Consider the following 26,258-nt stretch of genomic DNA (forward strand, 5'->3'; position numbering starts at 1 on the left):
TTAATCTTCGTCATCAAATTCAAAGTTCTTAATTCCTGGAGAAATAGATGAGTTTTTGGGAACTTCAAGAACTGGGGGGAATGTTTCTTGATTTTCTGATTCTTCGGTAATAGATACGTTGAAGTCATAATTATCTCTGCCTTTGTAGCTAACTAGAGCAAGCAAAGCCAGATCTCTTGCTGCTTTCCAATCATTCATCATGAACTGCATAAAGGTTTCCCAGTTAGATTGTACCGTAGGTAATCTCCCCGCTCTAGCCCAGAAGTCCATCACAAATTCGCGTACAGCATTAGGGGTCTTACAACGACTAAGACGAGTTCTAAATCGCTCGTTTACTTTGTCAAAACGAATTTGCTCATCTGCTTGGGTGCGACTTGACAATTGCCCATAGGTATAGCTTAGGGCTTCATGAAATGCTTGCACAAATAGACGATGACTAGGATCGCTCCATTCCACTTTTTTGTTTTGGATCATTTGGTTTAGTCCTTCTCGCTCGTAGTTTAGTTTTTCAAATAAATCCTTACTCGTAATTTTGCTAGAAAGCTCTGCATACCAAGGCTTACCCCTAGCAAGGTTGTCAGCAATTAACTCTCTCGCCAGACTTGTAGCAATAAAGCTATCTCCATCTCTATCTCTAGCAATCACTTTATCCTGCAAACATTCTCGACTTACTTTGTAAGTTCGAGCGATTTCTTCCCCTGTCCGATCGTCAACCTTGACAAGATACAGATCGGTACGTGTTTTTTGTTGGGTTGACCATGCGACTGTTCCCATCGTCACGACTTGACAAGATAACAGATCGTAATCGCGAGCTAGCTTTTCTGTCATTGTCAGAAATTGCAATCCTGCATCTCCCAAACTTGATGCCCAAAATTCCTTAAAAGTTCGATTGCGGAGACTCATGCGATATTTAGCATATTTTTCCAGATCGCAGATTTCAGGAATTACAAGCGCATATTGGGCGCGTTGTTCGCGGAGGCGCGATCGCAAAACGAAATAGCAACAGGCAACAGGAGCAAATAGCAGGATTAGAGCTAGATGAGCGGGTTCTTCAAAACTAGTATCGCTGCTAAATGCGGTATGACGAACGGCTGCACCTGGGTTAAGCCAGCCCGCAATACTAATTGGCTTGGTTAAGAGATTTCCACCCTTATCGCAAAGATTTCCAGCAAATTCTTGATAGACATAGGATGTCAATGCTTTGTACCGAACAATAATTGGATAGGATTCCTCATCTTCGTAGTAAATCTTGGTTTGCACTCCCATACTTTTGTGGGTGCTGTTGTGTTGGAGTAACGTACCTAAAATACCTTGATGGGCGATCGCTAAATATTGCGGTGGCATTTGCCTAGCATCCAGTCCGCGCAAGCAAATCATGCCATCTTGTAACTGAAAAGATTGCTCAAATAACCATTTTAAGGCATCAAGAGCTTTACCTTCCCAGCGTAAAGTTATAGATCTTCGATCGAGCGTCCATTGCAAAGGAATCTGTGAATTATGTTGGAAATTCTGATTTTCGCGATCGAGTTGTCGAAGTGTCATGTATAACCCTGCTAAACCAGCACGATGCATTAAAGTCATCTGTGGATCGGCGAGATCGAAAGTAAGTGCTTGTACTTCAGTGTCTAATGGGTTTAATGTCTGCATGGCTCTGCTCCCATTTCTTCACTGTATTGAACTGCATCACCTGGTGCTCTCAGATAGAATTTACAGCGCTTCCAAGTTTCCCATCCTTTCACCAGCCGGATTGGCACGCTCCAAGCCTGAGTTTCTTGCATGAACGATTTTTGGTTAGCTTGTGATGCTTCCTTGATTGCTGCCATATCATCTTCAAGAAGAACTGTTATCGTTCCACCACCTTCACGTAAGGGCACAGGATAATTTTCCCAATCAAGTTCGAGCCAAGCTGAAGATATATCTTCTTTTTTAGGAATAGGTAGAGCAATTTCCTTAGCAGTGCTGGCAAGATCCTCTTGGCTAATTGCGTCATAATCGTTCAATGCTTCAACCAAACGAATTCCTGTCCTCATTTCTTCATTGGTATAAGGCATTCCATCCCAAGCATAAAAGATCGCAGTACAGATTTTCTCAACTCGAAACTGTTCGGGGGCATATTCCTCTAGTTTGCGATTTAGCCGTCCCAAACGTTGAATCAATGCAGCGGCAGGAGCCATTGCTGTAACTAAAAGATCGGCACTCAAATCGAGCGACATTTCACAAACTTGGGTAGTAATCACCAAACATGGCACAGCGCTGTCAAAAGCTTGAATCACCTGTTCGTGCTTTCCTAGTTGCTTAACACCTTTCTTATCTATGTATCCAGCACGATCTCTATAGCGAAATCGACTGTGATAGATGAGATGCTTGATATTTGGGTCATCTAGTTTGGCAATATATTCCTTCGCCTTACGATAGATGTCAATGCAAGATTGGACTGAATTTGTCACCCACAAGACTTTTTCGCCCCGTTCTAAAGCTTGTGTCACGGCTTCAAACAATGGCTGCAAATTTTCGATTTTAGAGTCAATGTCTGGGCGATAGTCAAATTTATAACGCTTGATTTCTTCAAGAGGTTGATAGCCTTTATCTAGAATATTAATTCCCTCATTGAGATCTTCTTCGATTATGTTCTGAATTGCTTCCTTCTGCTCTTCGCTAAAACTAGCACTCATTAGTAAGATTGGCGCACCGCGACAGGTTTTGAGAAATTTTAATAATGCTCCAAATAGGCGATCGTCGTAGGCATGAACTTCATCAAATACAAACGCTGCCTGCATTAACGCAGGGAAAGCATACAAAGGACGGCGATTGTTTTGCATTAACCCTAAGACTGTATCTACTGTGCAAACCACAATTTTTTTTGTCCATGCTTGCAATGACGATAACCGCGCATCAATACTCTCTGAGTCATCTTGTTCCCCAGAGAATAGCAATTCGCGATCCAGATCGGAGCGAGAATGCATCAGTGCTGACTCGGTATCACTGCCGTTAGCATAATCGATAAATCCCTGCGTCGCTGTGCCTGTAGTGGGATAGCAAAAGAAAAGCTTACGAGCGGATTGATTTGAATTTCCTGTTGCCCATTTCTGCGCCCAAGCATAGGCAGCAATAGTTTTGCCAGTACCACAACCTGCTTTAACTAGCGTGACGCGATGGTTCGTATTGGCAATCTCCTCTTGAAAACTACGCAACTTTCGATCGCCTAGCTTTTCCTGAAGAACATTGTGTAGATCTCCAGGTTCTAAAACCAATTTCAACATTTTGGGAATCCAAGTTTTAATGTCTTCTCCTTGCTCTGTTAAGGCTGAACCAGCAAGATCGGCGGCGATTACCGTCGCTTTGACAGTGGCAATAAATCGCTGTTCGTATTCATTGCGTTTTTCTAAAGATCCAAATTCCTTGGTGAGATTAGCGATCGCTCGTTCCAGTTCTTCTCGACTCCAATCACGGGTTGGCACAGTAGGAACTGACGCGGGCAAACCTAAATACTTTACGCCCATCTTCTTAGTAACTAACTCAAAGTCTTCATGGGATGTAAAGACCTTCAGACTCGCCCCCGTTCCATTGGGAAAACCATCGATTTTATTAGCATCAAGTTTGAGATGATGCCCCATTGCTGCCCATACTGCAACAATTAGATCGGCATCAGGTATTTGCGAAAGCCATTCCCGAAACTCTGGAACTTGTAAGGCTAAAATACCGCTGAGAACTTCATGACGAATCATCTGGCGTTGTCCATGCGATCGCCATGACTTTTTTCCCTTTGTTAAATCTACATGAGCTAGACCCTTAGATTTGAGATACACCATTTCCTGAAAGTGCTGATTAGCTTTGCCCCAATCATGTAGATAAGCGGCTAATTCCACCGTTCTCTCAAATCGTTTGCGATCTTCTGCCGCTAGTCCTAACTGTTGAAAAATGCGATCGCCAATTTCCGCAATAATTGTTTTGGTAGACTTATAAACTGCCCAAATATGACCTGTAAAGGTTGCTGAGGTACAGGTTACTGAGTTAGTCGATTTCGCCAGCAATCTTTCAAACATTATGTTCTCTCCTTGACTGGAATGAATACACCACAACCCATGTGGCGTTTACCACCAAGTCCATAAACTTGTAATTTCAATGAATCTTCTTCACTCAAGTGAATCGCTTCTACTGTAAACCCAATTACTGTAAAACGTTTGATTTTGATAGTTTTCCTGGCAGGATTACCATCGCGATCGCAAGGGATAGATAATTCTGCCTGAATTCCCAGCACTTCTAGCTGTCGTTTTGCGGCTTCTAAAAAAGATTCTGGCTCTTGATAACCTTTAATGGTGACGACACGCGATCGCAAGTACGGTCGCGGTCTCAGGGTCTGAATTTCGGGAATCCCTAGCTGTATATCATGAATACCAAGCGTGAGATGCTTACCTGCAAGCACGTACACAAGTGGAATTTTTGTGACTGGAACGCGAATGCGGAAGCAAGAATGCTCGGTGAGCAAAATCTTACCTTCGCGATCGCCAAAGCCAGCAGCAGTTAGAATTGCAATATCATTATGTTCTTTGATTTTGGGAATGTGACGCGCGATCGCCCCTAAAAGCGCGTAGCCATGATCGGCAGGCAAGTATTTGCCACGGAGAGGGAAAGATAAATCAATAAACGGTTCCAACCACTCGTCTTTAGGGATCTGATGAGCCATCTGAAACGAAGAAGTCATTGTAATTCTCCTATTTAGTTGAAGAAAATTTCTAAAACCTAGTGTTTGAAGCGTGGAGTTAATCTCTCCAAGCCCCACTGACTAATTAATCAATCCGAATAATTTCCCAGCGATTACGCCCCTTATGCCAGATGCGATGGCTTTTATACTCTACACATTGACTAATTAAAACTAGTCGTAGATCGAGTGCTTTACCAAAACGTTCTGATACTTGGTCAGTTTGTAAGACTTCTAAGCGCGGGGGATCAGGAGGGAATTGAAGGCAAAGTTGCCCCCTTCCTGAGGAGAGTTTTTGTGTTAACATGAGGAGTAATAATAAATTTACAAAGCGGAGATAGCTATTTGGCTGCTCCACTTTTTTATTTATATACTAGGGTGTCTGCATTAGTCAACACATTTACCATTAGTATCATCAGGAGTATCATTAATAATTGTGCTCAACGCCTTGCGGCATCAGAGGTTAAGAGCAGTTAGCAAGGTTAAAGCATACCTGCTCGGCACTTTGCACGATCGACTAACATTGATCATCAGTATGTGCTCAACGCTTTTGCACAAAGCTTTAAAGCATCAAAGAATTTATTTAGCCTATCACCTTTATAGGCTTGGCAAACTCATATTACACTCCTACTTGTAAAATGTCTGTAGCAACCAAGCTCAACTCATGATTCAGCTAATTGGATTTTGTCAATTCCTCTACCCAGAAGACAGAAGTAGCAGCGAGTGCAGCGATCGCCCACCCCATAAAGTTCAAACGCACGGTCGTGCAGAGTTTGCCCGCATCCGGAACGTTGACGATGACTGCTTGGGCTACGATCGCAGCAAACGATCTATTTCCAAAAGCCGCTCCAAGTGTCTAGACATATGACTAAGTTATTAACTTGAAGCTATCTTACCCAGCCTACCCTGCAAAAAACTTGCAGTCTAGAAAATAGACGGTGTAGTGTACCCAAAGCAAGTTGACTGCACGTGCGTTACTAGCGGAAAAACTCAGCCACATTACAGCTAAAATCCGGTAGGACTGGAGAGGTGAGGGTATCAGTTGCAAACAGGGTTGCCACCAATCGCAACAGCAGGCCTTGACGGCGATAAACTTCGAGTTGTTGAATGCGCCAGTCCAAAATCCAATATTCCTGTACGCCTCGCTCTGCGTAGAGTTTGAGTTTAGCTTCGCGATCGCGGCGCTCGTTCTGCATTCCCGGAGAAAGTACTTCTATAATTAGTTCCGGTGCGATGGTGAAGTGTCCCTCTTCATCCACTCCCACTGCCAGTCGCTCATGGCTTATCCACACAACATCGGGAATGACATTATCGGCATCATCGAAAATGATTCCCGGTGTGGACACTGTTTCCCCCAACTGAGTTGTTTCTGCCCAGGCATCCAGAATCCTGGATGCTTTAACAATTGCTTTTTGATGTTTCCAGTGCGGGGCACGGGTCATAAACAACTGTCCATCAATAATTTCGTAACGATTGTTACTCTCCGGCAAAAGCTTGAGATCTTCAGTAGTCCAATAGATGCGATCGGTGGCAGGGGACATAGGGCAGGCTAGTATGCGATCGGTAATGCTTTCATTATAGCTATATGCGATCGAGCACCTTCATGCCTAGGAATTCCAATCCTTTTTTCAAAACCTTAGCTGTGATGTAGCATAAAATCAGCCGAGAGGTTCTCTCTGGTTCCTCGGATTGTAGGACTGGGCATTGCTCGAAAAATTGATTGTATTTCTGACTGAGTTCAAATAGATATTGACAGATTCGATTCGGCATTAAATCTTCCGATACCGCTTCAATTATCTCGGCGAACTGCAACAGATGCTTGCCCAGGTTAACTTCCTCTTCCGCATTGAGATGAATGGATTGCGTATCTATAAGTTGAGAAAAGTCAATATTGCCTTTACGACTAATTCCCTGCACCCTCGCATAGGCATAGAGCATATAGGGCGCAGTGTTACCCTGTAAAGCCAGCATCTTATCGTAGCTAAACGTGTAGTTGCTCGTGCGATTCTGGCTGAGATCGGCGTACTTAACTGCACCCAAACCTACAGCTGTGGAAACTTCTTGTTTAAATTCTTCAGAAGCTTCGGGGTTGTATTCTTCTGCAATCCTATGAGCGCGAGCGATCGCTTCGTCTAACAGACTTTTGAGCGTTACGGTTTCACCCGATCTCGTCTTCAATTTCTTCCCATCTTCTCCCAACACCAGACCGAAGGGAACGTGCTTGACCTTGACGCTGCTAGGTAACCAGCCCGCCCGATTTGCCACCTGGAAGACTTGAGCGAAGTGATCGGACTGTCCGGCATCGGTAACGTAGATAATTCGTTCGGCTTTGTCGGTATGAATGCGATATCGCAATGCCGCCAGATCCGTGGTAGCATAGTTGTAACCACCATCGGATTTCTGCACGATTAAGGGCAACCGATCTCCATCTTTATTGGTAAATCCTTCCAGAAACACGCATTGAGCGCCCCGATCTTCTTCCAATAACCCCAATGTCTGCAAGTCTTTGACGACATCGGCTAAATAGGGGTTGTAAAAAGACTCGCCGCGTTCGGTGAGTTCGATATCCAATGCATCGTAGATTTTCTGGAATTCCCGCCGCGACTGATCGCACAGTAACTGCCATGCCAGTTTGGCCTCGCGATCGCCCGCTTGCAGTTCCACCACTGCTTGACGGGCAGCTTCTTTAAACTCCTCATCTTCATCAAACCGCTTTTTAGCAGCGCGATATAATGCTACGAGGTCGCCTAAGTCCAGGGCATCGGATGTGGTTAGGGCGGCGGGATAGGCTTCGCGCAGGTAGGTAATCAACATGCCAAATTGCGTGCCCCAGTCGCCGACATGGTTGAGACGCAGGACATCATGCCCCTGAAATTCCAGAATGCGGGCGATGCTATCGCCGATAATCGTCGATCGCAGGTGTCCGACATGCATTTCCTTAGCGATGTTGGGACTGGAAAAATCAACAACGATCCGCTGTGGGTTTTCAGTGGGGGGAATTGCCAGGCGATCGCTCGCTTGCATGTTCAGAAGTTGAGCTTCTAGATAACTGAGTTTGAGTTTGACATTTATAAACCCCGGCCCGTCGATGCTGGGGGCTTCGCAGAGGTCGTCGATCGCCAGATTCTCAATAATTTTGGTAGCGATTTCGCGGGGATTTTGCTTGAGCTTTTTGGTTAACCCCAAAGCGGCATTGCACTGATAGTCGCCAAACTTGCGATCCTTGGCAGCGGTGACGGCGGGGTCGGCATCGGCAAACTCTGCCCCAAACGCCGCAACGCAGGCATTGGTAAATCTTGTCTTTAACTCTGATAAAACTGAACTAGCCATGAAAAAATTAACTTAACCCTAAGTGAACGATTCCTGCGAGGTATGTAGATTAAACTCTATCTCAGCTTACATAAGATATGGAGCAGTTATGCCCGAACCTTCTGAAACTATTTTTAGCAAAATTATTAAGCGCGAAATTCCAGCCAAAATTGTCTACGAAGACGATCGCGCTCTAGCCTTTCATGACATCAATCCCCAAGCTCCCGTCCATATTTTGGTAGTACCGAAACAACCCATACCAATGCTGTCGCAGGCTCAGGATCGAGATGAATCCTTACTCGGCCATCTCCTCCTGGTTGCCGCAAAAGTCGCTCAGGATGCGGGTCTAGAGCAAAATTTTCGTTTAGTTGTCAATAACGGGCGCGGGGCAGGGCAGACGGTATTTCACTTGCACCTCCACATTTTAGGCGGGCGATCGCTGGCATGGCCGCCAGGTTAGGTGCGATTCCCACGACGAAGATGTCCCAATAACTCTAGGGACAGTGCCCCCGTGCCTGCGCCCCATTCTTGTCCCCATGCCTGCCCCATACCAACCCATTGAGCGATCGCGACAATCGCTAAGGTTAAAATAACAATGCGAGCATATATGCAGCAGGATCGAACTAATCGCACCAACCCAGCTAATCAGTCAAGTTATGTACAATCCTACCCAAATAATCGACGAGGATTTGCTGTATCCAAGCGAGGACGGTAAGCCTATGGCAGCAAATACCGAGCATTTCAACTGGATCGTCTTGTTAAAAGAGAATCTCGACGCTTTGTTTGCCGATCGCGAGGATGTCCTGGTCGTTGGCGATGTATTCTGGTATCCCGTGCGATCGCAACTAATTGCCCCCACTGCTCCCGACGTGATGGTGGCTTTTGGTAGACCAAAGGGCAAACGCAAGTCTTACCGCCAGTGGCGCGAGGAGAATATTGCCCCACAGGTTGTATTCGAGATCCTCTCTCCCAGTAACGATCCCGATGAAATGAGCCGTAAGTTCGAGTTTTATCAACAGTACGGCGTAGAGGAATATTACACCTACAACTTAGAAACCCATGACTTTGACGTATGGTTGCGCCGTCGGCACAGGCTCGTCCCGGTGCGCCGTACTAATGGCTGGTTCAGCCCGCGTTTGGGCATTCGGTTCGAGCTATCGCACGGCGTTCTGGAGGTCTTTTACCCCAATGGAGAAAAATTCCTCACCACCATAGAAATGATTCAAAGACAGAAGGCAGCAGAGCAGTTCGCCGAACAGGAACGACAAATCGCCGAGCAGGAACGACAAATCGCCGAACAGGAACGACAAATCGCCGAGCAGGAACGACAAATCGCCGAACGGGAAAAACTAAGGGCTGATTCTAGCGAGCAGCAATTGCAGCAACTAATGGCGGCGTTGCGCGATCGGGGAATTAATCCTGAAGAGTTGTTGAACTGAATACCAAGTGCGATCGGATTTCATGACGGTTGCCCAGTTAGGCGTAAATACACCGTTGCTAGAGCCTTAGCATCTCCCACATTGCCTGGGAATAAAACTACTGGCAAATTGGGAAATAATGGGTGGTTGTCGGGGGTAGTGACAACGGAGCAGCCAGCCAGAATTTGACCCAAGAGACGAGCCGCAGGCAGCGCCAGACCCGTACTTAAAACATCATTCGACGTAATGCCGCCTTTACTGATTAAAAAGCCGATATCTTGGGGTAACCCGCGCACGACATCCATTAACAGCCCCGACACAGCTTGACCGAATTCTAAACGGGTTTGTGCGTCCGCAAATGTCAATTCCTGACGACTGGTAAAAACGACTGCGGTTTTTCCCGTTACATGGGCAGACTCTACCTTTGCCAACACCTCAGATAGCAGGGCGGGGGCGGAAACAGCAGGATTATCTAATAGGCGCGCTACCTCCACTTCTACGGGTTCAGTACCTGCAGTTTGCAATAGTTGTTCTAACTGCTCCGTGGTCTTTTTAACATGCGAACCGACGATTACCGCTCCAGGTTTCTGCGATCGCACGTACTGCGACATCGACTCCGCCGCGATCGGTTGTGGTGGTAGCTGTGCTAGGGCAGTGAGCAAACTGGCGGCGCTACGAAACAGGAAGTGCTTGCCCTCAGAGGCAGCCTCCAGCAAATCGCTGGCAAAGCGATCCAGATCCGCCTGTACTTCGGCATCCACTACGCAGCACTGATTGTTGCTTAATTGCATTAAGCGCTCCAGGCTGCCCTGGCGGATTTCGTCTAATAAAAATCGCGTTACTGCCGTGGCGGGAATTCTGCCTTTGGTCTTTTCCTCCACGTAATCGGGCAAATAACTATGTTGGTAGCCAAATACGGAATCCTTGGCAAATTCCGTCAAGTGCGTAGGTGTAGGCACGCCATCGACGATCAGGTAATGCACGCTATCGCGGGTAAAGCGTCCTCCCTCAAAAAACGCTGGTACCAGGAAATGGGCATCGAACGGCCCCACCTCTGCCGCGATCGCATCGGTTTCAATTGGATAGTGTCCCCGCAGAGTGGAATCAGAACGGCTGACTACTAAAAATTCTGTAATCTGCTCCGCTGCGAGAGCTAGCTTGAGGTTGTGGCAAACTTCACGGGTAATGGCATCGGCGGCATCCGGCGCGATCGCTCTGGTATTAGTGAGAACGAACATCAGCGGCGACGCATCGGCTAAACCAATTCTGAGCGCGTCCACGTCCCAACGGGTTAACAACAGGCAGCTATGCACGGTTTGCGATCCGGTGGGGTCGTCATCTAACACGATAATCTTGGGACGTGTATTCATCTAGGTATCAAAGGTGTGGATTTAAATTATTGTTTCACATGTTGGGAATTGGGGATTGGAAGTATCGACCAATGGGGGAATGCGGAGTTCGGTAAAATTGTTTACGATTTTTTATTACAAAAACTTTACAATTTAACAATCGCATTTAGTTGAATTGCGATCCTTAACTAAGCCACTATGTCCGTTAAAATGCCTGCTCACATGCCTGCCATCAGTCGCCAGTCTGTTTTTGTCATCTTGCCTTTTTTCCTGTGGGGTACGGCAATGGTGGTGATGAAGTCGGTTTTGCCGCACACCAGTCCTTTCTTTTTGGCGGCGGTGCGCTTGATTCCGGCTGGCATCTTATTGCTAATTGCTGCTAGTTGGCTGGGGCGACAGCAGGTGCAAGGGTGGCGGGCGTGGCTGTGGGTTGCTTTATTTGCGCTGGTGGACGGGACGTTATTTCAAGGTTTTTTGGCATTAGGCTTAGTAAGGACTGGTGCGGGATTGGGTTCGCTCCTGATTGACTCGCAACCTTTGGCGGTAGCGGTTCTGGCGGCATTATTTTACCAGGAGCGCATTGGCCCGATCGCAATAGGAGGATTGCTGCTTGGCATCTTGGGTATAAGCACGATCGGTCTGCCTGCTAATTTAATGAATGCTTTGCTAGCGGGGGATTTAGCTGCGGTCTGGCATGGCGGTATCTTCACGCTGGGGGAATGGTTTATGTTGGGGGCTTCTCTCTCGATGGCGGTGGGAACGATTTTGATTCGCCCTGTGGTGCGGAATGTCGATCCTGTCGTGGCAACGGGTTGGCATATGATTTTGGGCGGGTTGCCACTGCTGGCGGTTTCGGCTCTGACGGAAACGCACCAATGGCAGGATCTCAGTACTTGGGGCTGGTTGGGCATGTCGTATATGACGGTCATGGGTAGCGCGATCGCCTACGGTCTATTTTTCTACTTTGCCGCTTCGGGCAGTCTCACAACATTGAGCGCCTTAACATTTTCTACACCCGTGTTTGCATTACTATTTGGGAGTATATTTTTAGGGGAAAGCCTGACCAAAGTGCAGTGGATAGGGGTAATTCTGACTTTGACCAGTATCTATCTGGTGAGCGTCCGCCAGAGCGATCGACCTGAGGTAGAAGATTCGTCCTCAAGCAAAGCGATCGCTGGTAGCGAAACATCCTTCCCAGACCTATCTCAGCTAGAAACATTGTCAACATTGGCACAGGAAGTTACAATCCGCGAGTGAATGGAGTGAGCGAACGAAATATGCCAACTGCTTATTTTGCTATTACCAACCACGGCTTCGGCCATACCACTCGTCTATCCTCTGTCATTGCAGAATTGCAAGCTCGCTGTTCCGACCTTAATGTCATCATCGCTACTACCGCGCCGCGCTGGCTGCTAGAGTCATATATTTCCAGCGACTTTATTTATCATCAGCGTTCGTTTGACGTGGGCGTAATCCAATCGGATAGTCTGAATATGGATAAAACCGCCACGCTCGATAAGCTGAACTACATCCGTACTAACCAGTCCGAGCTGATCGAGCAAGAAGTGGAGTTTCTCCATGCTCATAATGTGGATCTAATTGTGGCTGATATTCCGCCGTTAGTTGCCGCGATCGCTGCTGCTGCCGATATACCCTGTTGGATGACTGGGAACTTTGGTTGGGATTTCATCTATCAGGATTGGGTAGAGCAGGGTGAGACGGAATTTACAGAGGTTACGAAATGGATATTGCAGTTACACGGTCAATGCGATCGCCTGTTTCGTCTGCCGTTCCACGAACCGATGTCTGGCTTTAGTAACGTGCAGGATATTGGTTTTACAGGGGGCAATCCCAGATTTAGCCGCGAGGAACTCTGCGATCGCTTTGAGATGTGCAGCATCCAACCCAAAGCCCTGCTCACATTTGGCGGTCTGAGTTTGAATGCCATTCCTTACCACAATCTCTCCAAATTCCCCGACTGGCAATTTATTACGTTCGATCGCGATGCTCCCGACTTACCGAATCTCAAGCAGATTTGCGGGCATACGTTGCGCCCTGTAGATTTGATGCCCATCTGCGATCGCGTCATTTCCAAACCAGGATACAGCACTCTTTCCGAAGCCTGTCGCGTCGGCGTACCCGTTGTGTGCCTCACTCGCGACGGTTTCTCCGAGGCAGAAATCCTGATTGACGGATTGCAGGACTACAACCACCATCTGATTATCTCACCAGAAGATTTTTATGATGGCGATTGGCAATTTCTCAATACCGACATGCAGCCACCGCGCCAACCAGATTGCATTCCAGATCATCACGGTGAAGTAGCGATCGCCACAAGTATTTTGGAATATCTAGGAGCAGGAGGATAAACACCCTATACCACTAACAATTCGCTACAATACGAGGCAGTGGAGTAAAAACATGGCCTAGATGAGTCGCATTTGTATTCTTGGTGGTGGATTTGGCGGTTTGTATACCGCCCTCAGCCTTACGCGTCTGCCCTGGGCAGAAACGCCAGAAATTATTTTGATCGACAAGAGCGATCGCTTTTTGTTTACACCGCTATTGTACGAGCTGGTAACGGGCGAGTTGCAAGCATGGGAGATCGCGCCAACTTTTGCCGATCTGCTAGCTGATACTGGCATTCATTTCGTGCAAGGTCACGTCAACGACATCAATATTGCCGATCGCGAAGTGAGCGTTGCCATTGCCTCTCAAATTGCTACTATGAGCTACGATCGCCTGCTGCTTGCGATCGGCGGCGAAACGCCCATCGACCTCGTACCCGGTGCGTCAGAATATGCCATCCCATTTCGTACCCTTGCCGATGCCCAGCGTCTGGAACAGCGTCTGAGCTTTTTGGAAAAGTCCGATCGCGAGAAAATTCGCGTTTGTATTGCTGGTGCGGGTGCAAGCGGGATCGAACTAGCCTGCAAGATTGCCGATCGCCTGAAAGAGAGGGGCAGAGTCCGCATTGTCGATCGCAATCCTACAATCTTGCCCGACTCGACTGCGACTAACAGGGCGATCGCCGAACGCGCGCTTCTAACCAGAGGAGTATGGCTGGATTTATCAACGAGCGTTTCCGAAGTGACCGAGCAGGAAGTAACACTGGACTACAGTAGCGGCAGCGACACCTTACCTGTTGATATTGTGATGTGGACGGTTGGCAACAGTTTTTCCAGACTAATTCAGAAACTGCACTTACCCCACGCGCAACGGGGGCAAATCCTGACGGAACCTACATTACAGGTACAAAGCCATCCAGATATCTTTGCCATAGGCGATCTGGCAAGCTGTCCTGACGAAAATGCCAACCCGTTACCCGCCACGGCGCAAGTAGCGTTCCAGCAGGCTCAATACTGTGCCTTTAATATCTGGGCTAGCCTGCACGATCGCGACCTACTGCCCTTCCGTTATCTCGCCTTGGGGGAGTTCATTTGTCTGGGCACAGATAGCGCTGCTATGTCAGCATTTGGACGCTTTTCCGTTGATGGCATTCCTGCTTATGTCCTTCGCCGCTTTATCTATCTTCTGCGCATGCCAACATTACAGCATCAACTTAAGGTAGGCTTTAACTGGATTGGTAAGCCGATTTTAGAAGCGATTTCGTCCCGAATGCCTCCGACCGCCAACCAAAGAAGATAACTCTTAGCAACATGCTCGATTCTGCTAGAGCTAAATTCAAGCCGATTGGGTTTCACCACGTGCATTTTTATCTGGAAGATGTCGGGTATTGGTGCCAATGGTTTGAGACCTGTTTGGATTTCAGGGCGATCGCCACTGAGATCGATTCTCTAGTCAAAGATGCCCAGACAAGCATCTTACAGCACGGTTCCATCCAAATTCGCCTGTCTGCCCCCCTGCGCGCCAGCAGCCCGGTTGCGCAGTTCCTCTCAGTACATCCACCTGGCATTGCCGAAGTTGGGTTTACGGTCAATACCGATCTGCTTGAAGATATTGTTATCCCAGCTTGGGGAGATTTAACCCATCGTTTAATTGGTAAATCTCACAACCAGTTACCCACAAAATCTATAACTTCTAGTTTGTTCAGCCACATCGATCATATCGTGCTCAATGTCCCTGTGGGAGAAATGCATGCGGCTATGCAGTGGTATACCGAACGAATGGGCTTGCGGGCAAGCGATCGCTTCTCCATTCGCACCGAGCGATCGGCGCTGAAAAGTATCGTGATGGAAAACGAAGATAGATCGATTCAAATGCCCATCAACGAGCCATCCACATCCAACTCGCAAATCCAGGAATTCCTGGACTACAACTGCGGTGCTGGCATTCAACACCTGGCTTTACATACTTACGATATTGCGATCGCTGTCGATCGCTTAGAGCAAAGCGGCGTGAGATTCCTGAAGACCGAACCCAAAATTCTCATCGATACTCAGCCAACCCATCCAAATAAAGCTCTATTACAGATATTTACCCAGCCAATCTTCGATCGGCCTACATTCTTCTTTGAAATCATCCAGCGCCGCAATGATGCCCAGGGATTTGGTGAAGGAAATTTTCAGGCTTTATTTGAAGCGATCGAGCGCGAACAAATATCTCGGTCTACCTCACTAGCGTAAGGCGATCGCTCCCCCATCTCAAAATCTATCCCATACCCGCAGATCGCAGCGGCTAATGCACCGCACGACCAGCTTTGAGGGATTCTAAGCGATCGGTTTGGAGCATCTATCTTAGGCTTTCGCAACTTGCATTTCAGGTGCCGTACACAGAGGAAATCCCATATTCTCCCTTTGGGTGAGATAAAGCTTGGCAACTTGTCTGGCTAAATTACGAATGCGTCCGATATATCGCACCCGTTCAGTAACGGAAATGGCACCCCTCGCATCCAGCAAATTAAAGGTATGCGAGCATTTCAAAACATAATCAAACGCAGGTAAAACTAAATCTACTTCAATTAGTCGCGCTGACTCTTCTTCATACTGATTGAATAAGCGGAATAATAATTCCGTTTCCTGGATCTTTGTGCCAAAGTTGTAATGGCTATGTTCGACTTCGCTCTGGTGATGTACCTGTCCGTAACTGACCTGCCCCAGTTCGGGATGCGATTGCCAGGTAATATCGAAAACAGAATTCACGCCCTGCAGGTACATGACCAGTCGCTCTAAGCCATAGGTAATCTCTACGGAGACAGGGCGACAATCCAAACCACCTGCCTGCTGGAAATAGGTAAACTGCGTTACTTCCATGCCATCGAGCCATACTTCCCAACCTACACCCCAAGCTCCAAGAGTAGGCGATTCCCAATCATCTTCTACAAAACGCACGTCGTGATCGGCGGGGTCGATTCCCAAATATTTCAGACTATCGAGATACTGTTCCAGAATGTCATCGGGTGATGGTTTAATCAATACCTGAAACTGGTAGTAGTGTTGCAAGCGGTTAGGATTTTCCCCATATCGCCCATCCGTCGGTCGGCGACAGGGTTCGACATAGGCAACTCGCCAGGGTTCGGGACCGATTGCTCGCAAAAAAGTATGCGGGCTCATAGTACCTGCCCCTTTTTCAGTATCGTAGGGCTGGGCAATTAGACAACCGCGATCGCTCCAATATTTTTGTAGAGATAAGATAACTGATTGAAAATCCATGAATTTCTAGCGAGGATTTTGCTCCTGCTCTAGTTAAAAATTATTTCGCCCTCAATTTTACAGGGGTTAGTGTCGATCTGGTCGATCGTATGCGTTAAGGAATTAAGAGAAAATTTCACCCCTCGCAGGGATTTTGTTTCTACAGTCGCGCTTGAGATCGCCGGGCATTTAATTTTCGATCCTAAACCAGGCCCGATCGCAGTGCGACAACGGCTGCCTGCACGCGATCGTCAACTGCTAACTTGTTCATAATGCCGCGTACGTGAGTTTTCACGGTATTGGGGCTGAGGTAAAGTACCGCTGCAATTTCAGGATTGCTTTTACCATCGACCATGAGTTTTAGTACCTCTAGCTCGCGCTGCGACAGTTGCCCCAGGTTAGCAGATGGCGTAGGGGGTTTTAAATGCTCGACTACCTTTTTGGCAATTTGCGGATCCAGGTAAGTAGCACCTTCTTGGGCAGCAGCGATCGCGGTAATCAGGCGATCTAAGCTGGCTCCCTTAATGCAGTAAGAGTCTGCCCCACTAGCCAGAGCTGCCACAATTTCTGTTTCCGCTGTATGCGAAGTTAGCATGACCACATGTATATTCGGTAGCGCTGCTTTAATGCGTTGCGTGGCAGCAATGCCATCGAGACGCGGCAAGCCAATATCCATGATCACAATATCAGGCTTGAGTTTTAAAGCTGCTTCAACCCCAAGATAGCCGTCCTCTGCCATCCCCACCAGGGTAATCTGAGGGTATTCCTGCAATGACTGCTCTAGTCCCAATTGCATTAGAGGGTCGTCTTCTACAATTAACACCCTTACTGGTGATGTATTCATAGACAAATTCATAAATTGGCTGAGAAGGTTCACCTACAACATCTAGAATATGCCAGGATCGAGACAATTGTGAAAGATCAAGTCGTAGATGAGGCGTTGTGTTAGACCTTACGAAATAGTGTTAGGGCGGGGTGTAAGGGTTAGACGTGCGCGGTGACTCAATCCCCATCTACCCAGAGCAAACCAGATTGCTTGCTGCCATAGCTATAAAAATATAGCCATAGACAGATCTGTTAGGACATGGGGGTGTGGGGGCTGCGCCCCCACGCAGGGGAGGCAGGGCGGTCTTGGGGGTTTCCCCCTAGAGCCACTGCCGTGTTCCACCCCTGCACCCCGTCCTAAACCTGTTGGCTATAGCTATATAAATAAGAATATAAACAAAATGTAAAAATTGCTTAACAAAATAATTGTCGTTCGCACTATACTTTTTATGGCTTTGGTATAAGATACTCTGAACTTTTTACATAAAGAGGCGATTCAGAGTAACTAAATTACTAACTGTGTGTATTATTCCTGAACTACGCCCAAAATTTATGTAGCTCCAGACCGAACCAGATCGATAAAACAATAGGAATATACTGACTAAAGCTCATAAGGCAATTTGTTCCTAGAGGTTAAGTAGCACCATTATTGAGTTAAATGCTGTTGTGAGGAGCATATAAGTAGCCTGTGTCAACCAACCCCATTACCAATCTCGTCAAGAGTTCACAACGAGGCAAGTTCATCAAACGCTTGCCAAAGATCTCAACCAGGTTGAAGGTTTTACTTGTCAGTCTTGCTTTACTTTCAGGTAGTATGGGAGCTGCTTTAGCATTTCTCATGACAAGCAAGCCGTTTCAGCAAACCCAGACCTCAGGAATTACCAACTCTAATAGCATGACAGCCACTACGGCTGGACTGCCGGAGTTAACTCGCTCTGTTAACATCCTGATCCTGGGCACGATCGTCCTTACTTCAGATTTGCCGGATGCCGAACAACAGCCTAAGGGTAGATATTTAGCCCAAGTCAATTCCACACTCAATGGACAAAGCGATGCGATTTTACTAGTACGCTTTGACCCATTTACTAAAAAGCTTACAGCACTTTCTATACCGCGAGATAGTCGTGTAAATATTCCAGAACTTGGCTACCGCAAAATTAATGCGGCAAATTATGTGGGTGGGGCTTCTCTGTCAGCCCAAATCGTCAGCCAAACTCTAGGTAACGTTGAGATCGATCGCTACTTTCGCGTAAATGTCGATGGGTTTGGGAAGTTAATCGACGCTCTAGGTGGTGTAGACATCTACGTACCCAAGCGCATGAAGTACCAGGACGATAGCCAGCACCTCTATATAAATCTCAATCCCGGTCAGCAGCACCTGGACGGCAACAAGGCAATTCAGTACATGCGCTTCCGCCATGACGATCTTGGTGATATCGGACGAGTTCAACGCCAGCAAACACTTATTCGCGCTCTGATCGAACAAAAGTTAAACTTGGCAACCATCTCGCGTTTGCCGGATATCCTGGCTGTTTTGAAGGAGAACATCGATACTAACCTCTCCGTTGAGGAAATGCTAGCTCTTGCAGCTTTTGCCGCTAAAACAGATCGTAAAAACGCGCAGATGCTGATGGCTCCCGGTCGTTTTAGCGCTCCCAATGAATATCCCATAAGTTATTGGATTTTGAATGAAAGGCATCTAATGCGATTAATGGCTAACTATTTTCAGGTTAACGTTCCTTCTGAAGCTTTAGATGAGGTCAACCGCTCGCCTAGCAGTCTTAGGGTAGCTGTTCAGGATAGTATTTCTAATCCTGAAGGGGTGAAAGTAGCTAAGGATATCCTGGTCAAAGCAGGTTATGGGGACGTGTTTCCTGCAGATGAACCTTGGGCGAACCCCTTAGAAAAGACTAAGATTATTGCCCAGCAGGGAGATCTAGAAAGCGCTGAGGAGGTACGCAATACCTTGGGTATTGGTGAAATCGTGTTGGAGTCTACTGGATCGTTGGAATCCGATGTGACAGTAAGGCTTGGTAGGGATTGGCTAGATCTCAAATCTATTCAAGTATACAAGCCCAAACCATTACTAGATAGAAGCTAAGATGCGATCGCAAAGATAATAACGGATCTATTTCAAGCGCTTGTTAGACTTGAGCACTGACTTGTCCTAGTTGTACCTTACATCACATAGGCTCAACCGTTAGCTTAAAGCCCAGTGCCTTAACCACTTTGGCTACCGTTGAAAAGTGGGATTTCCTTCAGGAGATATAGCGTTTTTCAATTGAGAACAGGTTTTATTGACGGGGTGAAGGGGTTCCACACGGCAGTGGCTCTAGCGGGGAACCCCCAAGACCGCCCTGCCTCCCCTTCTTGGGGGCAACGCCCCCAAACCCCCTACTCTTTCCGATCTGCAAACCCCTATAAGGCTTTATACAGTCCTTCCCTACTTATGCTTGTAACTCGGGATAACTGACTCAATTGAGTAAACCCTATGTTGCATAATTAATTGTGCGCTGTACTAGCTATTCGGGTACGAGCAATCCCATAGGAGTGATAGGGGCTGTAAACACAAAGTAAATTACGCCCGCGCCTAAGAAGGCGATCGCCAAACTAAAGAGAATCACCCACCGATCCGGCGGTTCGTAGACATCTTCATCGATGTCGTAGCGAACCGCAAAGTAGTGCTGCGTAGTCAGCAGTACGGTCAACAAGCCCGCGATCGCAAAGGCTAACCCCAACTTCCAACCGTTACCTGGTTCGGGAGATAGAGGAGGTTTAAGAGCGCGCAGTCGAATGATGACAACACCGAACCCCATCAGGGCGATCGCAGTTCGCATCCATGCCAAATAAGTGCGTTCGTTGGCAAGGTGATCTCGCACCCGCGATGGATTGGATCGTTTGGCTTTCTCAACCTTCTCCGGTTCGTATTCTCTTGGTTTGAACAGATACATCATTAGCAGCGATCGCGAACTACTTAGCTAAGGTGATAATGCGTTAGGCGGAGGCCATGACGCATCCTACAGGTATTGGCAAATTCTATCCTCAGTCATCCACTTCAGCATTGGGGATGCGCGTATCGATGAATGATTGAGATACTTCAGGAATATACCAGTTAACTTCACCGGATTTCAAGATCTTAGGGTTAGGAATATTCAGTTCAATTGTTCCATCAGGATCGCTCTTTGCCACTAAGCTCGTACCGTCGAGAATCTCGATCGCTGCGGCACCGCTGGTTGTTTGACCCTTTAACTTGACATCGCTGGGTAGATAAATGCCATTGCAATCCCACTCTTCCTCCGTTACTTGTTCGTTGCCTAAGAAGTAAATGGCAGTATCGTAGGGATCGGTCGTTCTTTTAGGTTTTGGCCCGTAAACAGCGATGGTTTTGCCCGTTTCGTTACGGCACTGTCCCCAGTTAATCCCAGAGGCTTGGGCGTATTTGAGAAACTCCTGTTCATCGCGAGCTTGAGTTGCAACTGGAACGCTTTTTTCTGTTTTTACCTGCGCCCCCTGCGTCGCACTTATTGTTGGATTGACAGGACTACCGAGCGGTTTGTTGAGTTCAGAGTTGACAGGGGTTCGATTGAAATTGGTCTTTTGCGCTAAGGATGGCTGGGCAAAAATTAAGTTAGCCACAACTAAAAGAGCGATTAAAAATAACTTCAAGTGCGATTTCAAAAATTGCATTGTTTTTCTCCTTGTAAGTTGATATAGATTTTTGTGTCAAAATTAATACCAGATCGATGCCTTACCGCCATCGCATTCTAAGCAGTAAATAAGCTCTTTTGCAGTAACTGCAAGCTGCCGCTTTCAGCCAGAATGTAGATTCCCAAACCGATCAGAACGAATGGCATGACCTTCTTCCCGTAACGGGCGATCGGGCGGGCGATCGCCGATCGGCGAGTCAACCAATAAGCGATAAAACACCACACTCCAATCAACAGATAGAAAACGCTCAGCGTTACTCCCAAGCTGGGCAGATCGCAGTTCGCGAACAATGGGATGTAAATACCGATGTTGTCTCCTCCGTTGGCAAAGGTCACGGCGGCAACATTGAAAGTGTGGGGAGTCAGAAGATGGGCGATTGATGTAACCATAGGGGAATTGCGAAATTTGGTGCGAGCAAATTCTACTGATACTGTTTTGACCTCTCCGTTATCTGCGTTTCGATTCATCAGATTTGCGATCCCGATAATTAGGGGAACGATTCCCAGAAAACCAATCCATGCTCTCGGCAAAATCAAACCGCCAAAGAATCCAGGTAGACTCAAAAGGATAATTGCGGTAAAACCTAGATACTGTCCGATCGCGATATGTTTGGGATGGAAAGAAGCATTTACCTGGGCAAAGAAGAGCGTCAGAATGACAAGATCATCGATGTTAGTAGCGACAAAGGAGACAATCCCTGCAACTATTACACTTGTTAGCCAACCCATGACAATGCTGCCATCTCCTACTTCAATTATTTTCTACTTCCGTTGGCTGACTGCGATCTTTGACCAATCCCATTAAGCAAAAACAACTGCCAGCCAGTGCTAGGGGAGTTAGCGCATTGCTATCTAAAACGATCGCTACACCTAAACCAATTAGAACGTATGGTACGAAGTAATTACCATACCGCGTCAAAAGAGGAGCGATCGCTGGTTGCAGTGTCAACTTATATGTAGCATAGCACCAAACTCCTACTAAAGAGAGAAAAATGGCGACGATTACCAGTAAGCTTTTCCACTCGCTATTGGCGAATAAAGGTACGTAAATACCAATGTTGTCGCTACCATTGGCAACTGTAATCGCTGCTACACTGTAGACTTGGGGAGAAAGTAGACTCTGTAAAGGAGAGAACTCCGATGGTTTGGGATCTACTTTAGATTCTCCCGAGGCATCGTTCTCAGGATTCAGCAGTCGGCTCAAACCCATTGCGATTGGCACTAGACCCAGCAATCCAATCAGGTGGTGGGGCAAGATCGACCTACCAAAGAACCCTGGGAGGCTGGCTATGAGTAGGGCCATAAATCCGAGATATTGTCCGAATACGATGTGCCGACGACGGAACGTAGCGTTCGCTTGCGAAAATAACAGCGTCAAGATAATCAGATCGTCGAGATTTGTAGCCACGAAAGCCGTTACACCTGTTGGAATTGCGGTCGCTAACCAGTTCATTTAAGTTTGTCCTTCTTGCGGGTTCATTTGATATCGCTAAATTGGATGTGAATTTCCTCAATGGATTGCTGCATTTTTCCCATTAAGATTGGAGAGCGTACTCTTTGGAAGACGTACCATCCAAAACCTACTGTAAGATACAGCAGGAACAGATAAGGAAACATGTTGTTGGGAAATGCTGGAGTAGGGAACAATTCGCTGCCGGGAATGCCCAACGTACCCACGACTGGCAGTAGCATAAAGCCGATCGCCAATATCGCAAAAACTACATCTCTCAACCGCAGTTTGCCCAGGCGATAGAGGTAAACTGGTGCTGCAATCGAAATCAGGATATACGCCAACAGAAATCCGTAGGTGCAAATCGTCCCAAAGTAGCCCTGACTGTCAAAGGTTTTCACTCCAAATAGATTCACTAAAGCAGGCACCAAAAAGGTGAGCAGGGATGACACGGCGATCGCCATATGGGGCGTAAGGTTGAACTCGTGGGCTTTGCCCAGCGAATTGTGCAGTAATCCATGCCGCGCCATCAAGAATAGTAATCTAGCCGTCGGATTGATACAAGCGAGAACGCAAGAGAAGAAGCTAAGCAATGCACCCAGGCTAATTAGAACTCCTAAAAAATCTACTCCTGCTTGGTGAGCGAGGAAATCTAGAGGAGCTTCGCTTTTGCCAAGATCGATCCCAGCACTGTTAAACCCCAGGATCTCGATGTAAGCCATTACGATAAAGAATAAACCAGCCAGGATTACGCTTTGCGTCACGGATTTGGGAATGGAGCGCAAGGGGGTTTTCGCCTCATCCCCCAAGGAGGTTGAACTCTCAAACCCAGAGAAACCAAATACGACCAGCACGATGCCCATCGTAATGCCGCCAGGGGTTGCTCCTTGTAGAGTTAATTGCGATCGATCGATCGCAAAACCTTGATGCGCCCAGACGATCGAGCCTAAAAGCAGAATCGAAGCGATCGAGACTCCCTCCAGTACCAACATCATTTTTGCCGATAGTTTGATGTCTCTGTAGGCCATATACCAGGCAGAAGCAGCGCCAGCGCCGAATAGCAGCAGACTCTCTACATGAATGCCGAGGTTGCCCAGCATCTTCTGACTAAAAATAGCAAATCCGCACAGGGTGGACATGCCGGTAAATAAATAAGCCAGGACCAATCCCAAACCGCACAAAACTCCCGCACTAGGTCCGAGACCCTTGACAATATAGGAATATAGCGATCCTGGAGAAGCAGAGCGGCGAGCAAACTGATTGATGTTGATACTGACAAACACCAGACCGATCGCGCCTAGCAAAAGGCTCAACCAGGTACCGCTGCCAGAGGAGGCAAAGATAAGACCCATGACTGCTGCTGGTACAGTGGTAGGAGCGATTACGGCAATTGATTGAGCCAAAACCTCCCCATAGGAAAGACATTCGTGTTTTAAGCCATGCAAACTCCTGTTTAATCTCGCATTTTTGGTTATCGTCATTCAAAATCTCCTTATTAGATCGAGCGCTCGATACATTGCTCGATACATTGCTCGACTTGAATTAGCAGGTTTCTACTTCATGCAGATATCTGCGCTGAAACGTACTAGCTTCAATGTAGGTAAACCCTCTAATAGAAGCAAACATTCTTTATTGTCGAATCGATAAATAGAAGTTATCGAACTTGGAGACTGATGTACCGATTGACAAACTATGTAATGAAAATACCTTTTATAGCCGTAGACAGATCTGTTAGGAGGGGGTGTGGGGGCTGTGCCCCCACGCAGGGGTTCTCCCCCTGCACCCCGTCCTAAGCCTAGTGGCTACAGCTATATCAGATATCCTTTTGTTACAAAGTTGTTACAACAGTTAAATAGTTCTTTACAACATACTTGCGATTTATGCGTTTGTATGAAATATTACTTTAATTACACGATAAATACGTAGGATTATCGTAGATTATTTTTACTATTACTATACCCCGTCATGCAAATTGCTCATAACATTACAGAACTAATCGGCCATACCCCATTAGTGCAGCTAAACACCATCCCCCGCCTGGAACACTGCGGGGCCAGAGTCGTAGTCAAGCTAGAGTCTATGAATCCTTCGTCTTCAGTTAAAGATCGCATAGGCGTTGCCATGATTAACGCGGCAGAGGAGAATGGGGCGATCTTGCCCGGTAGATCTGTAATTGTGGAGCCGACTTCAGGCAATACAGGTATTGCCCTGGCTATGGTAGCAGCAGCCAAGGGATACCGTCTGATTCTAACCATGCCAGAAACCATGAGTATAGAAAGACGAGCGCTGCTCAAAGCCTATGGTGCGGAATTGGAGCTAACACCCGGCCATGAGGGCATGAGAGGTGCTATTCGTCGTGCTGCTGAGCTAGCGGAAACGATTCCTCATGCTTTCATGCCACAACAATTTCGTAACCCGGCCAATCCTGAGATTCACAGAAAGACTACGGCAGAAGAAATCTGGAGCGATACCGATGGGGAAGTTGATATTTTAGTGGCTGGAGTAGGTACGGGTGGCACGATTACAGGCGTAGCTGAAGTAATCAAACAACGCAAGCCTGGTTTTCAAGCGATCGCGGTAGAACCTGCCAACAGTCCCGTGCTATCGGGTGGAGATCCGGGTGCGCATAAGATTCAGGGAATTGGTGCTGGATTCATTCCCGAAGTCTTGCGAACCGATTTGATCGATGAAGTGATTGCAATTGCCGATGAGGAGGCGATCGCCTACAGTCGCCGCCTTGCCAGAGATGAAGGGATATTATCAGGAATCTCATCGGGGGCGGCGCTAGCTGCCGCCATTCGTGTCGGTCAGCGCCCAGAAAATGAGGGCAAGTTGATTGTATTAGTGCAGCCGAGTTTTGGCGAGCGCTATCTAAGTACGGCTTTGTTTGAAGATCCGAGAATTGTGGAAGCTTCAGCAATTAAGTAGCGGGAGAGAGCGCGTGTGGATTTGATATAAGATGGCAAGGATGACCCTCGAACAGCTACGAATTTTTTTAGCTGTAGTAGAGCATTTGCACTTTACCCGCGCGGCAGAATTCCTTTACATTACCCAGCCTGCTGTTAGCGCTGCAATTCAAAGTCTAGAAGCAGAATATGGACTCAAGCTGTTTCATCGCATCGGTCGCCATATTGAGATTACTGAAGCAGGCACACTCCTGCAGTCAGAGGCTCAAAAAATTCTCGATCTGGTCGCCCTGACCGAACAGGGGCTGCGAGAATTAAACGACATGCAGCGGGGAGAATTGAAGTTAGGCTCTAGTCTCACGATTGGCAATTATTGGTTACCCGATAAACTCAGCCAGTTTCAACGTCAGCATCCCAATATTTCAATTAAATGTACCCTCGCCAATACAGAAGAAATTTGCGTGGGAGCAGCAACTGGTTTGTTCGATCTGGGGTTGGTAGAAGGAGAAGTAAAACCGTCTTTGCGCGGGAACTTGGAACAAGAAGCTGTGGGTAGCGATCGCATCTTGATCGTAGTCGGACGAGAGCATCCCTGGTTTGCCAGAACTGAAGTTAGCCTGTCAGAACTGAAGGATATCCCTTGGGTAATGCGTGAGTCGGGATCGGGTACGCAACAAAGATTTGAGGAAGCTCTGTACAATTGGGGCATCGATCCTCATCAGTTAAACGTAATTATAGTGCTCAACAGCGGCGAAATGGTGAAGGCCGTGCTGGAGGGCGGTATGGGGGCAGCAGGGATTTCCGAGTTGATGGTAAAAAAAGAACTCCAGCTTGGTTCTCTACGGGCTGTTCCCATTATCGATAATAGAAACGATTCTAAAGTAAATGCGGAAATTATCCGCCCCTTTCTGAAATTAAAGCACCGTCAGCGATTTCAGACGCGAGTGTCTAGGGTCTTTGAACAGATGTTGGTTTCTTGAAATATAGCGCTTTTCAATTGAGAA

General features: G+C 47.2%; 24 protein-coding genes. 10 read left to right on the forward strand and 14 right to left on the reverse strand.

Going from position 1 to position 26,258, the window contains the following annotated elements:
• Genes cas8a1 through cas6 form a run of 3 tightly spaced genes read right to left on the reverse strand, consistent with a single transcriptional unit; the run spans position 1 to position 4,702 of the window.
• Entirely contained in the window at positions 1 to 1,647 is a 1,647-nt protein-coding gene (cas8a1, locus tag PSE6802_RS0112865) for a type I-MYXAN CRISPR-associated Cas8a1/Cmx1 (RefSeq protein WP_019500468.1), read from the reverse strand.
• Entirely contained in the window at positions 1,635 to 4,043 is a 2,409-nt protein-coding gene (locus tag PSE6802_RS0112870) for a CRISPR-associated helicase/endonuclease Cas3 (protein ID WP_019500469.1), read from the reverse strand. Before PSE6802_RS0112870 ends, cas8a1 begins: the two co-directional genes overlap by 13 nt.
• Entirely contained in the window at positions 4,043 to 4,702 is a 660-nt protein-coding gene (gene cas6, locus PSE6802_RS0112875) for a type I-MYXAN CRISPR-associated protein Cas6/Cmx6 (RefSeq protein ID WP_019500470.1), read from the reverse strand. Before cas6 ends, PSE6802_RS0112870 begins: the two co-directional genes overlap by 1 nt.
• Positions 4,703 to 5,376: 674 nt before the next feature.
• On the opposite strand from cas6, the gene PSE6802_RS0112885 reads away from it, so the two are divergent.
• Positions 5,377 to 5,559, forward strand: coding sequence for a hypothetical protein (locus PSE6802_RS0112885; protein WP_156815510.1), 183 nt, complete (start codon positions 5,377 to 5,379; stop codon positions 5,557 to 5,559).
• Positions 5,560 to 5,676: 117 nt separating this feature from the next.
• Here PSE6802_RS0112885 and PSE6802_RS0112890 read toward each other — a convergent pair whose 3' ends face one another.
• Together PSE6802_RS0112890 and argS are read right to left on the reverse strand one after the other, a co-directional pair.
• Positions 5,677 to 6,240, reverse strand: coding sequence for a Uma2 family endonuclease (locus tag PSE6802_RS0112890; protein WP_019500473.1), 564 nt, complete (start codon positions 6,238 to 6,240; stop codon positions 5,677 to 5,679).
• A gap of 40 nt (positions 6,241 to 6,280) precedes the next feature.
• Positions 6,281 to 8,029 (reverse strand): arginine--tRNA ligase, encoded by a 1,749-nt coding sequence (argS, locus tag PSE6802_RS0112895; protein ID WP_019500474.1) that lies wholly within the window; start codon positions 8,027 to 8,029, stop codon positions 6,281 to 6,283.
• Between the two features lie 88 nt (positions 8,030 to 8,117).
• On the opposite strand from argS, the gene PSE6802_RS0112900 reads away from it, so the two are divergent.
• Positions 8,118 to 8,468 carry a histidine triad nucleotide-binding protein gene (locus PSE6802_RS0112900; protein WP_019500475.1) on the forward strand — a complete coding sequence of 117 codons (351 nt, stop codon included), beginning with the start codon at positions 8,118 to 8,120 and terminating at the stop codon, positions 8,466 to 8,468.
• Here PSE6802_RS0112900 and PSE6802_RS33420 read toward each other — a convergent pair.
• On the reverse strand, positions 8,465 to 8,641 hold the full coding sequence (locus PSE6802_RS33420; RefSeq protein ID WP_019500476.1) for a hypothetical protein: 177 nt from the start codon (positions 8,639 to 8,641) through the stop codon (positions 8,465 to 8,467). The two genes, PSE6802_RS0112900 and PSE6802_RS33420, sit on opposite strands and share 4 nt — an antisense overlap.
• A 23-nt stretch (positions 8,642 to 8,664) precedes the next feature.
• On the opposite strand from PSE6802_RS33420, the gene PSE6802_RS0112910 reads away from it, so the two are divergent.
• Entirely contained in the window at positions 8,665 to 9,447 is a 783-nt protein-coding gene (locus tag PSE6802_RS0112910) for a Uma2 family endonuclease (protein ID WP_019500477.1), read from the forward strand.
• Between the two features lie 20 nt (positions 9,448 to 9,467).
• On the opposite strand, the gene PSE6802_RS0112915 is transcribed toward PSE6802_RS0112910, so the two are convergent.
• A complete protein-coding gene (locus PSE6802_RS0112915) occupies positions 9,468 to 10,796 on the reverse strand; it encodes a four-carbon acid sugar kinase family protein (protein ID WP_019500478.1) in 1,329 nt (442 codons plus the stop codon).
• Between the two features lie 177 nt (positions 10,797 to 10,973).
• On the opposite strand from PSE6802_RS0112915, the gene PSE6802_RS28860 reads away from it, so the two are divergent.
• The 4 genes from PSE6802_RS28860 (at position 10,974) to PSE6802_RS0112935 (ending at position 15,361) form a co-directional block, all read left to right on the forward strand.
• Positions 10,974 to 12,032 (forward strand): DMT family transporter, encoded by a 1,059-nt coding sequence (locus PSE6802_RS28860; protein ID WP_071592292.1) that lies wholly within the window; start codon positions 10,974 to 10,976, stop codon positions 12,030 to 12,032.
• Between the two features lie 20 nt (positions 12,033 to 12,052).
• Positions 12,053 to 13,144, forward strand: coding sequence for a glycosyltransferase family protein (locus tag PSE6802_RS0112925; RefSeq protein ID WP_019500480.1), 1,092 nt, complete (start codon positions 12,053 to 12,055; stop codon positions 13,142 to 13,144).
• 61 nt (positions 13,145 to 13,205) lie between these two features.
• Entirely contained in the window at positions 13,206 to 14,423 is a 1,218-nt protein-coding gene (locus tag PSE6802_RS0112930) for an NAD(P)/FAD-dependent oxidoreductase (protein WP_019500481.1), read from the forward strand.
• Positions 14,424 to 14,434: 11 nt separating this feature from the next.
• On the forward strand, positions 14,435 to 15,361 hold the full coding sequence (locus tag PSE6802_RS0112935) for a VOC family protein (protein ID WP_019500482.1): 927 nt from the start codon (positions 14,435 to 14,437) through the stop codon (positions 15,359 to 15,361).
• A gap of 111 nt (positions 15,362 to 15,472) precedes the next feature.
• On the opposite strand, the gene glyQ is transcribed toward PSE6802_RS0112935, so the two are convergent.
• Both glyQ and PSE6802_RS0112945 read right to left on the reverse strand, forming a co-directional pair.
• Positions 15,473 to 16,387, reverse strand: a complete 915-nt coding sequence (glyQ, locus tag PSE6802_RS0112940) for a glycine--tRNA ligase subunit alpha (protein WP_019500483.1) — start codon at positions 16,385 to 16,387, stop codon at positions 15,473 to 15,475.
• A 181-nt stretch (positions 16,388 to 16,568) separates the two neighbouring features.
• A complete protein-coding gene (locus PSE6802_RS0112945) occupies positions 16,569 to 17,210 on the reverse strand; it encodes a response regulator (protein WP_019500484.1) in 642 nt (213 codons plus the stop codon).
• Between the two features lie 669 nt (positions 17,211 to 17,879).
• Here PSE6802_RS0112945 and PSE6802_RS28865 point away from each other — a divergent pair.
• The gene (locus PSE6802_RS28865; protein ID WP_051050576.1) at positions 17,880 to 19,292 is read left to right on the forward strand and encodes an LCP family protein; all 1,413 of its coding nucleotides are present in this window, start codon (positions 17,880 to 17,882) and stop codon (positions 19,290 to 19,292) included.
• A 421-nt stretch (positions 19,293 to 19,713) separates the two neighbouring features.
• Here PSE6802_RS28865 and PSE6802_RS0112955 read toward each other — a convergent pair whose 3' ends face one another.
• The 5 genes from PSE6802_RS0112955 to PSE6802_RS0112975 all read right to left on the reverse strand — a co-directional run bounded on the left by PSE6802_RS0112955 (position 19,714) and on the right by PSE6802_RS0112975 (position 23,829).
• Positions 19,714 to 20,145 (reverse strand): YidH family protein, encoded by a 432-nt coding sequence (locus tag PSE6802_RS0112955; RefSeq protein WP_026103275.1) that lies wholly within the window; start codon positions 20,143 to 20,145, stop codon positions 19,714 to 19,716.
• 88 nt (positions 20,146 to 20,233) lie between these two features.
• Positions 20,234 to 20,878 (reverse strand): hypothetical protein, encoded by a 645-nt coding sequence (locus PSE6802_RS0112960; RefSeq protein WP_019500487.1) that lies wholly within the window; start codon positions 20,876 to 20,878, stop codon positions 20,234 to 20,236.
• A gap of 77 nt (positions 20,879 to 20,955) precedes the next feature.
• Entirely contained in the window at positions 20,956 to 21,627 is a 672-nt protein-coding gene (locus tag PSE6802_RS0112965; protein WP_019500488.1) for a cadmium resistance transporter, read from the reverse strand.
• 22 nt (positions 21,628 to 21,649) lie between these two features.
• Positions 21,650 to 22,351 (reverse strand): cadmium resistance transporter, encoded by a 702-nt coding sequence (locus PSE6802_RS0112970; RefSeq protein ID WP_019500489.1) that lies wholly within the window; start codon positions 22,349 to 22,351, stop codon positions 21,650 to 21,652.
• 23 nt (positions 22,352 to 22,374) lie between these two features.
• The gene (locus PSE6802_RS0112975) at positions 22,375 to 23,829 is read right to left on the reverse strand and encodes an APC family permease (protein WP_019500490.1); all 1,455 of its coding nucleotides are present in this window, start codon (positions 23,827 to 23,829) and stop codon (positions 22,375 to 22,377) included.
• Positions 23,830 to 24,313: 484 nt separating this feature from the next.
• On the opposite strand from PSE6802_RS0112975, the gene cysK reads away from it, so the two are divergent.
• Both cysK and PSE6802_RS0112985 read left to right on the forward strand, forming a co-directional pair.
• A complete protein-coding gene (gene cysK / locus PSE6802_RS0112980; RefSeq protein WP_019500491.1) occupies positions 24,314 to 25,276 on the forward strand; it encodes a cysteine synthase A in 963 nt (320 codons plus the stop codon).
• 31 nt (positions 25,277 to 25,307) lie between these two features.
• A complete protein-coding gene (locus PSE6802_RS0112985) occupies positions 25,308 to 26,234 on the forward strand; it encodes a LysR substrate-binding domain-containing protein (protein ID WP_026103277.1) in 927 nt (308 codons plus the stop codon).
• The last annotated feature ends 24 nt before the right edge of the window (positions 26,235 to 26,258 follow it).

The sequence above is a fragment of the Pseudanabaena sp. PCC 6802 genome (assembly GCF_000332175.1).
Classification (GTDB): Bacteria; Cyanobacteriota; Cyanobacteriia; order Pseudanabaenales; family Pseudanabaenaceae; genus PCC-6802.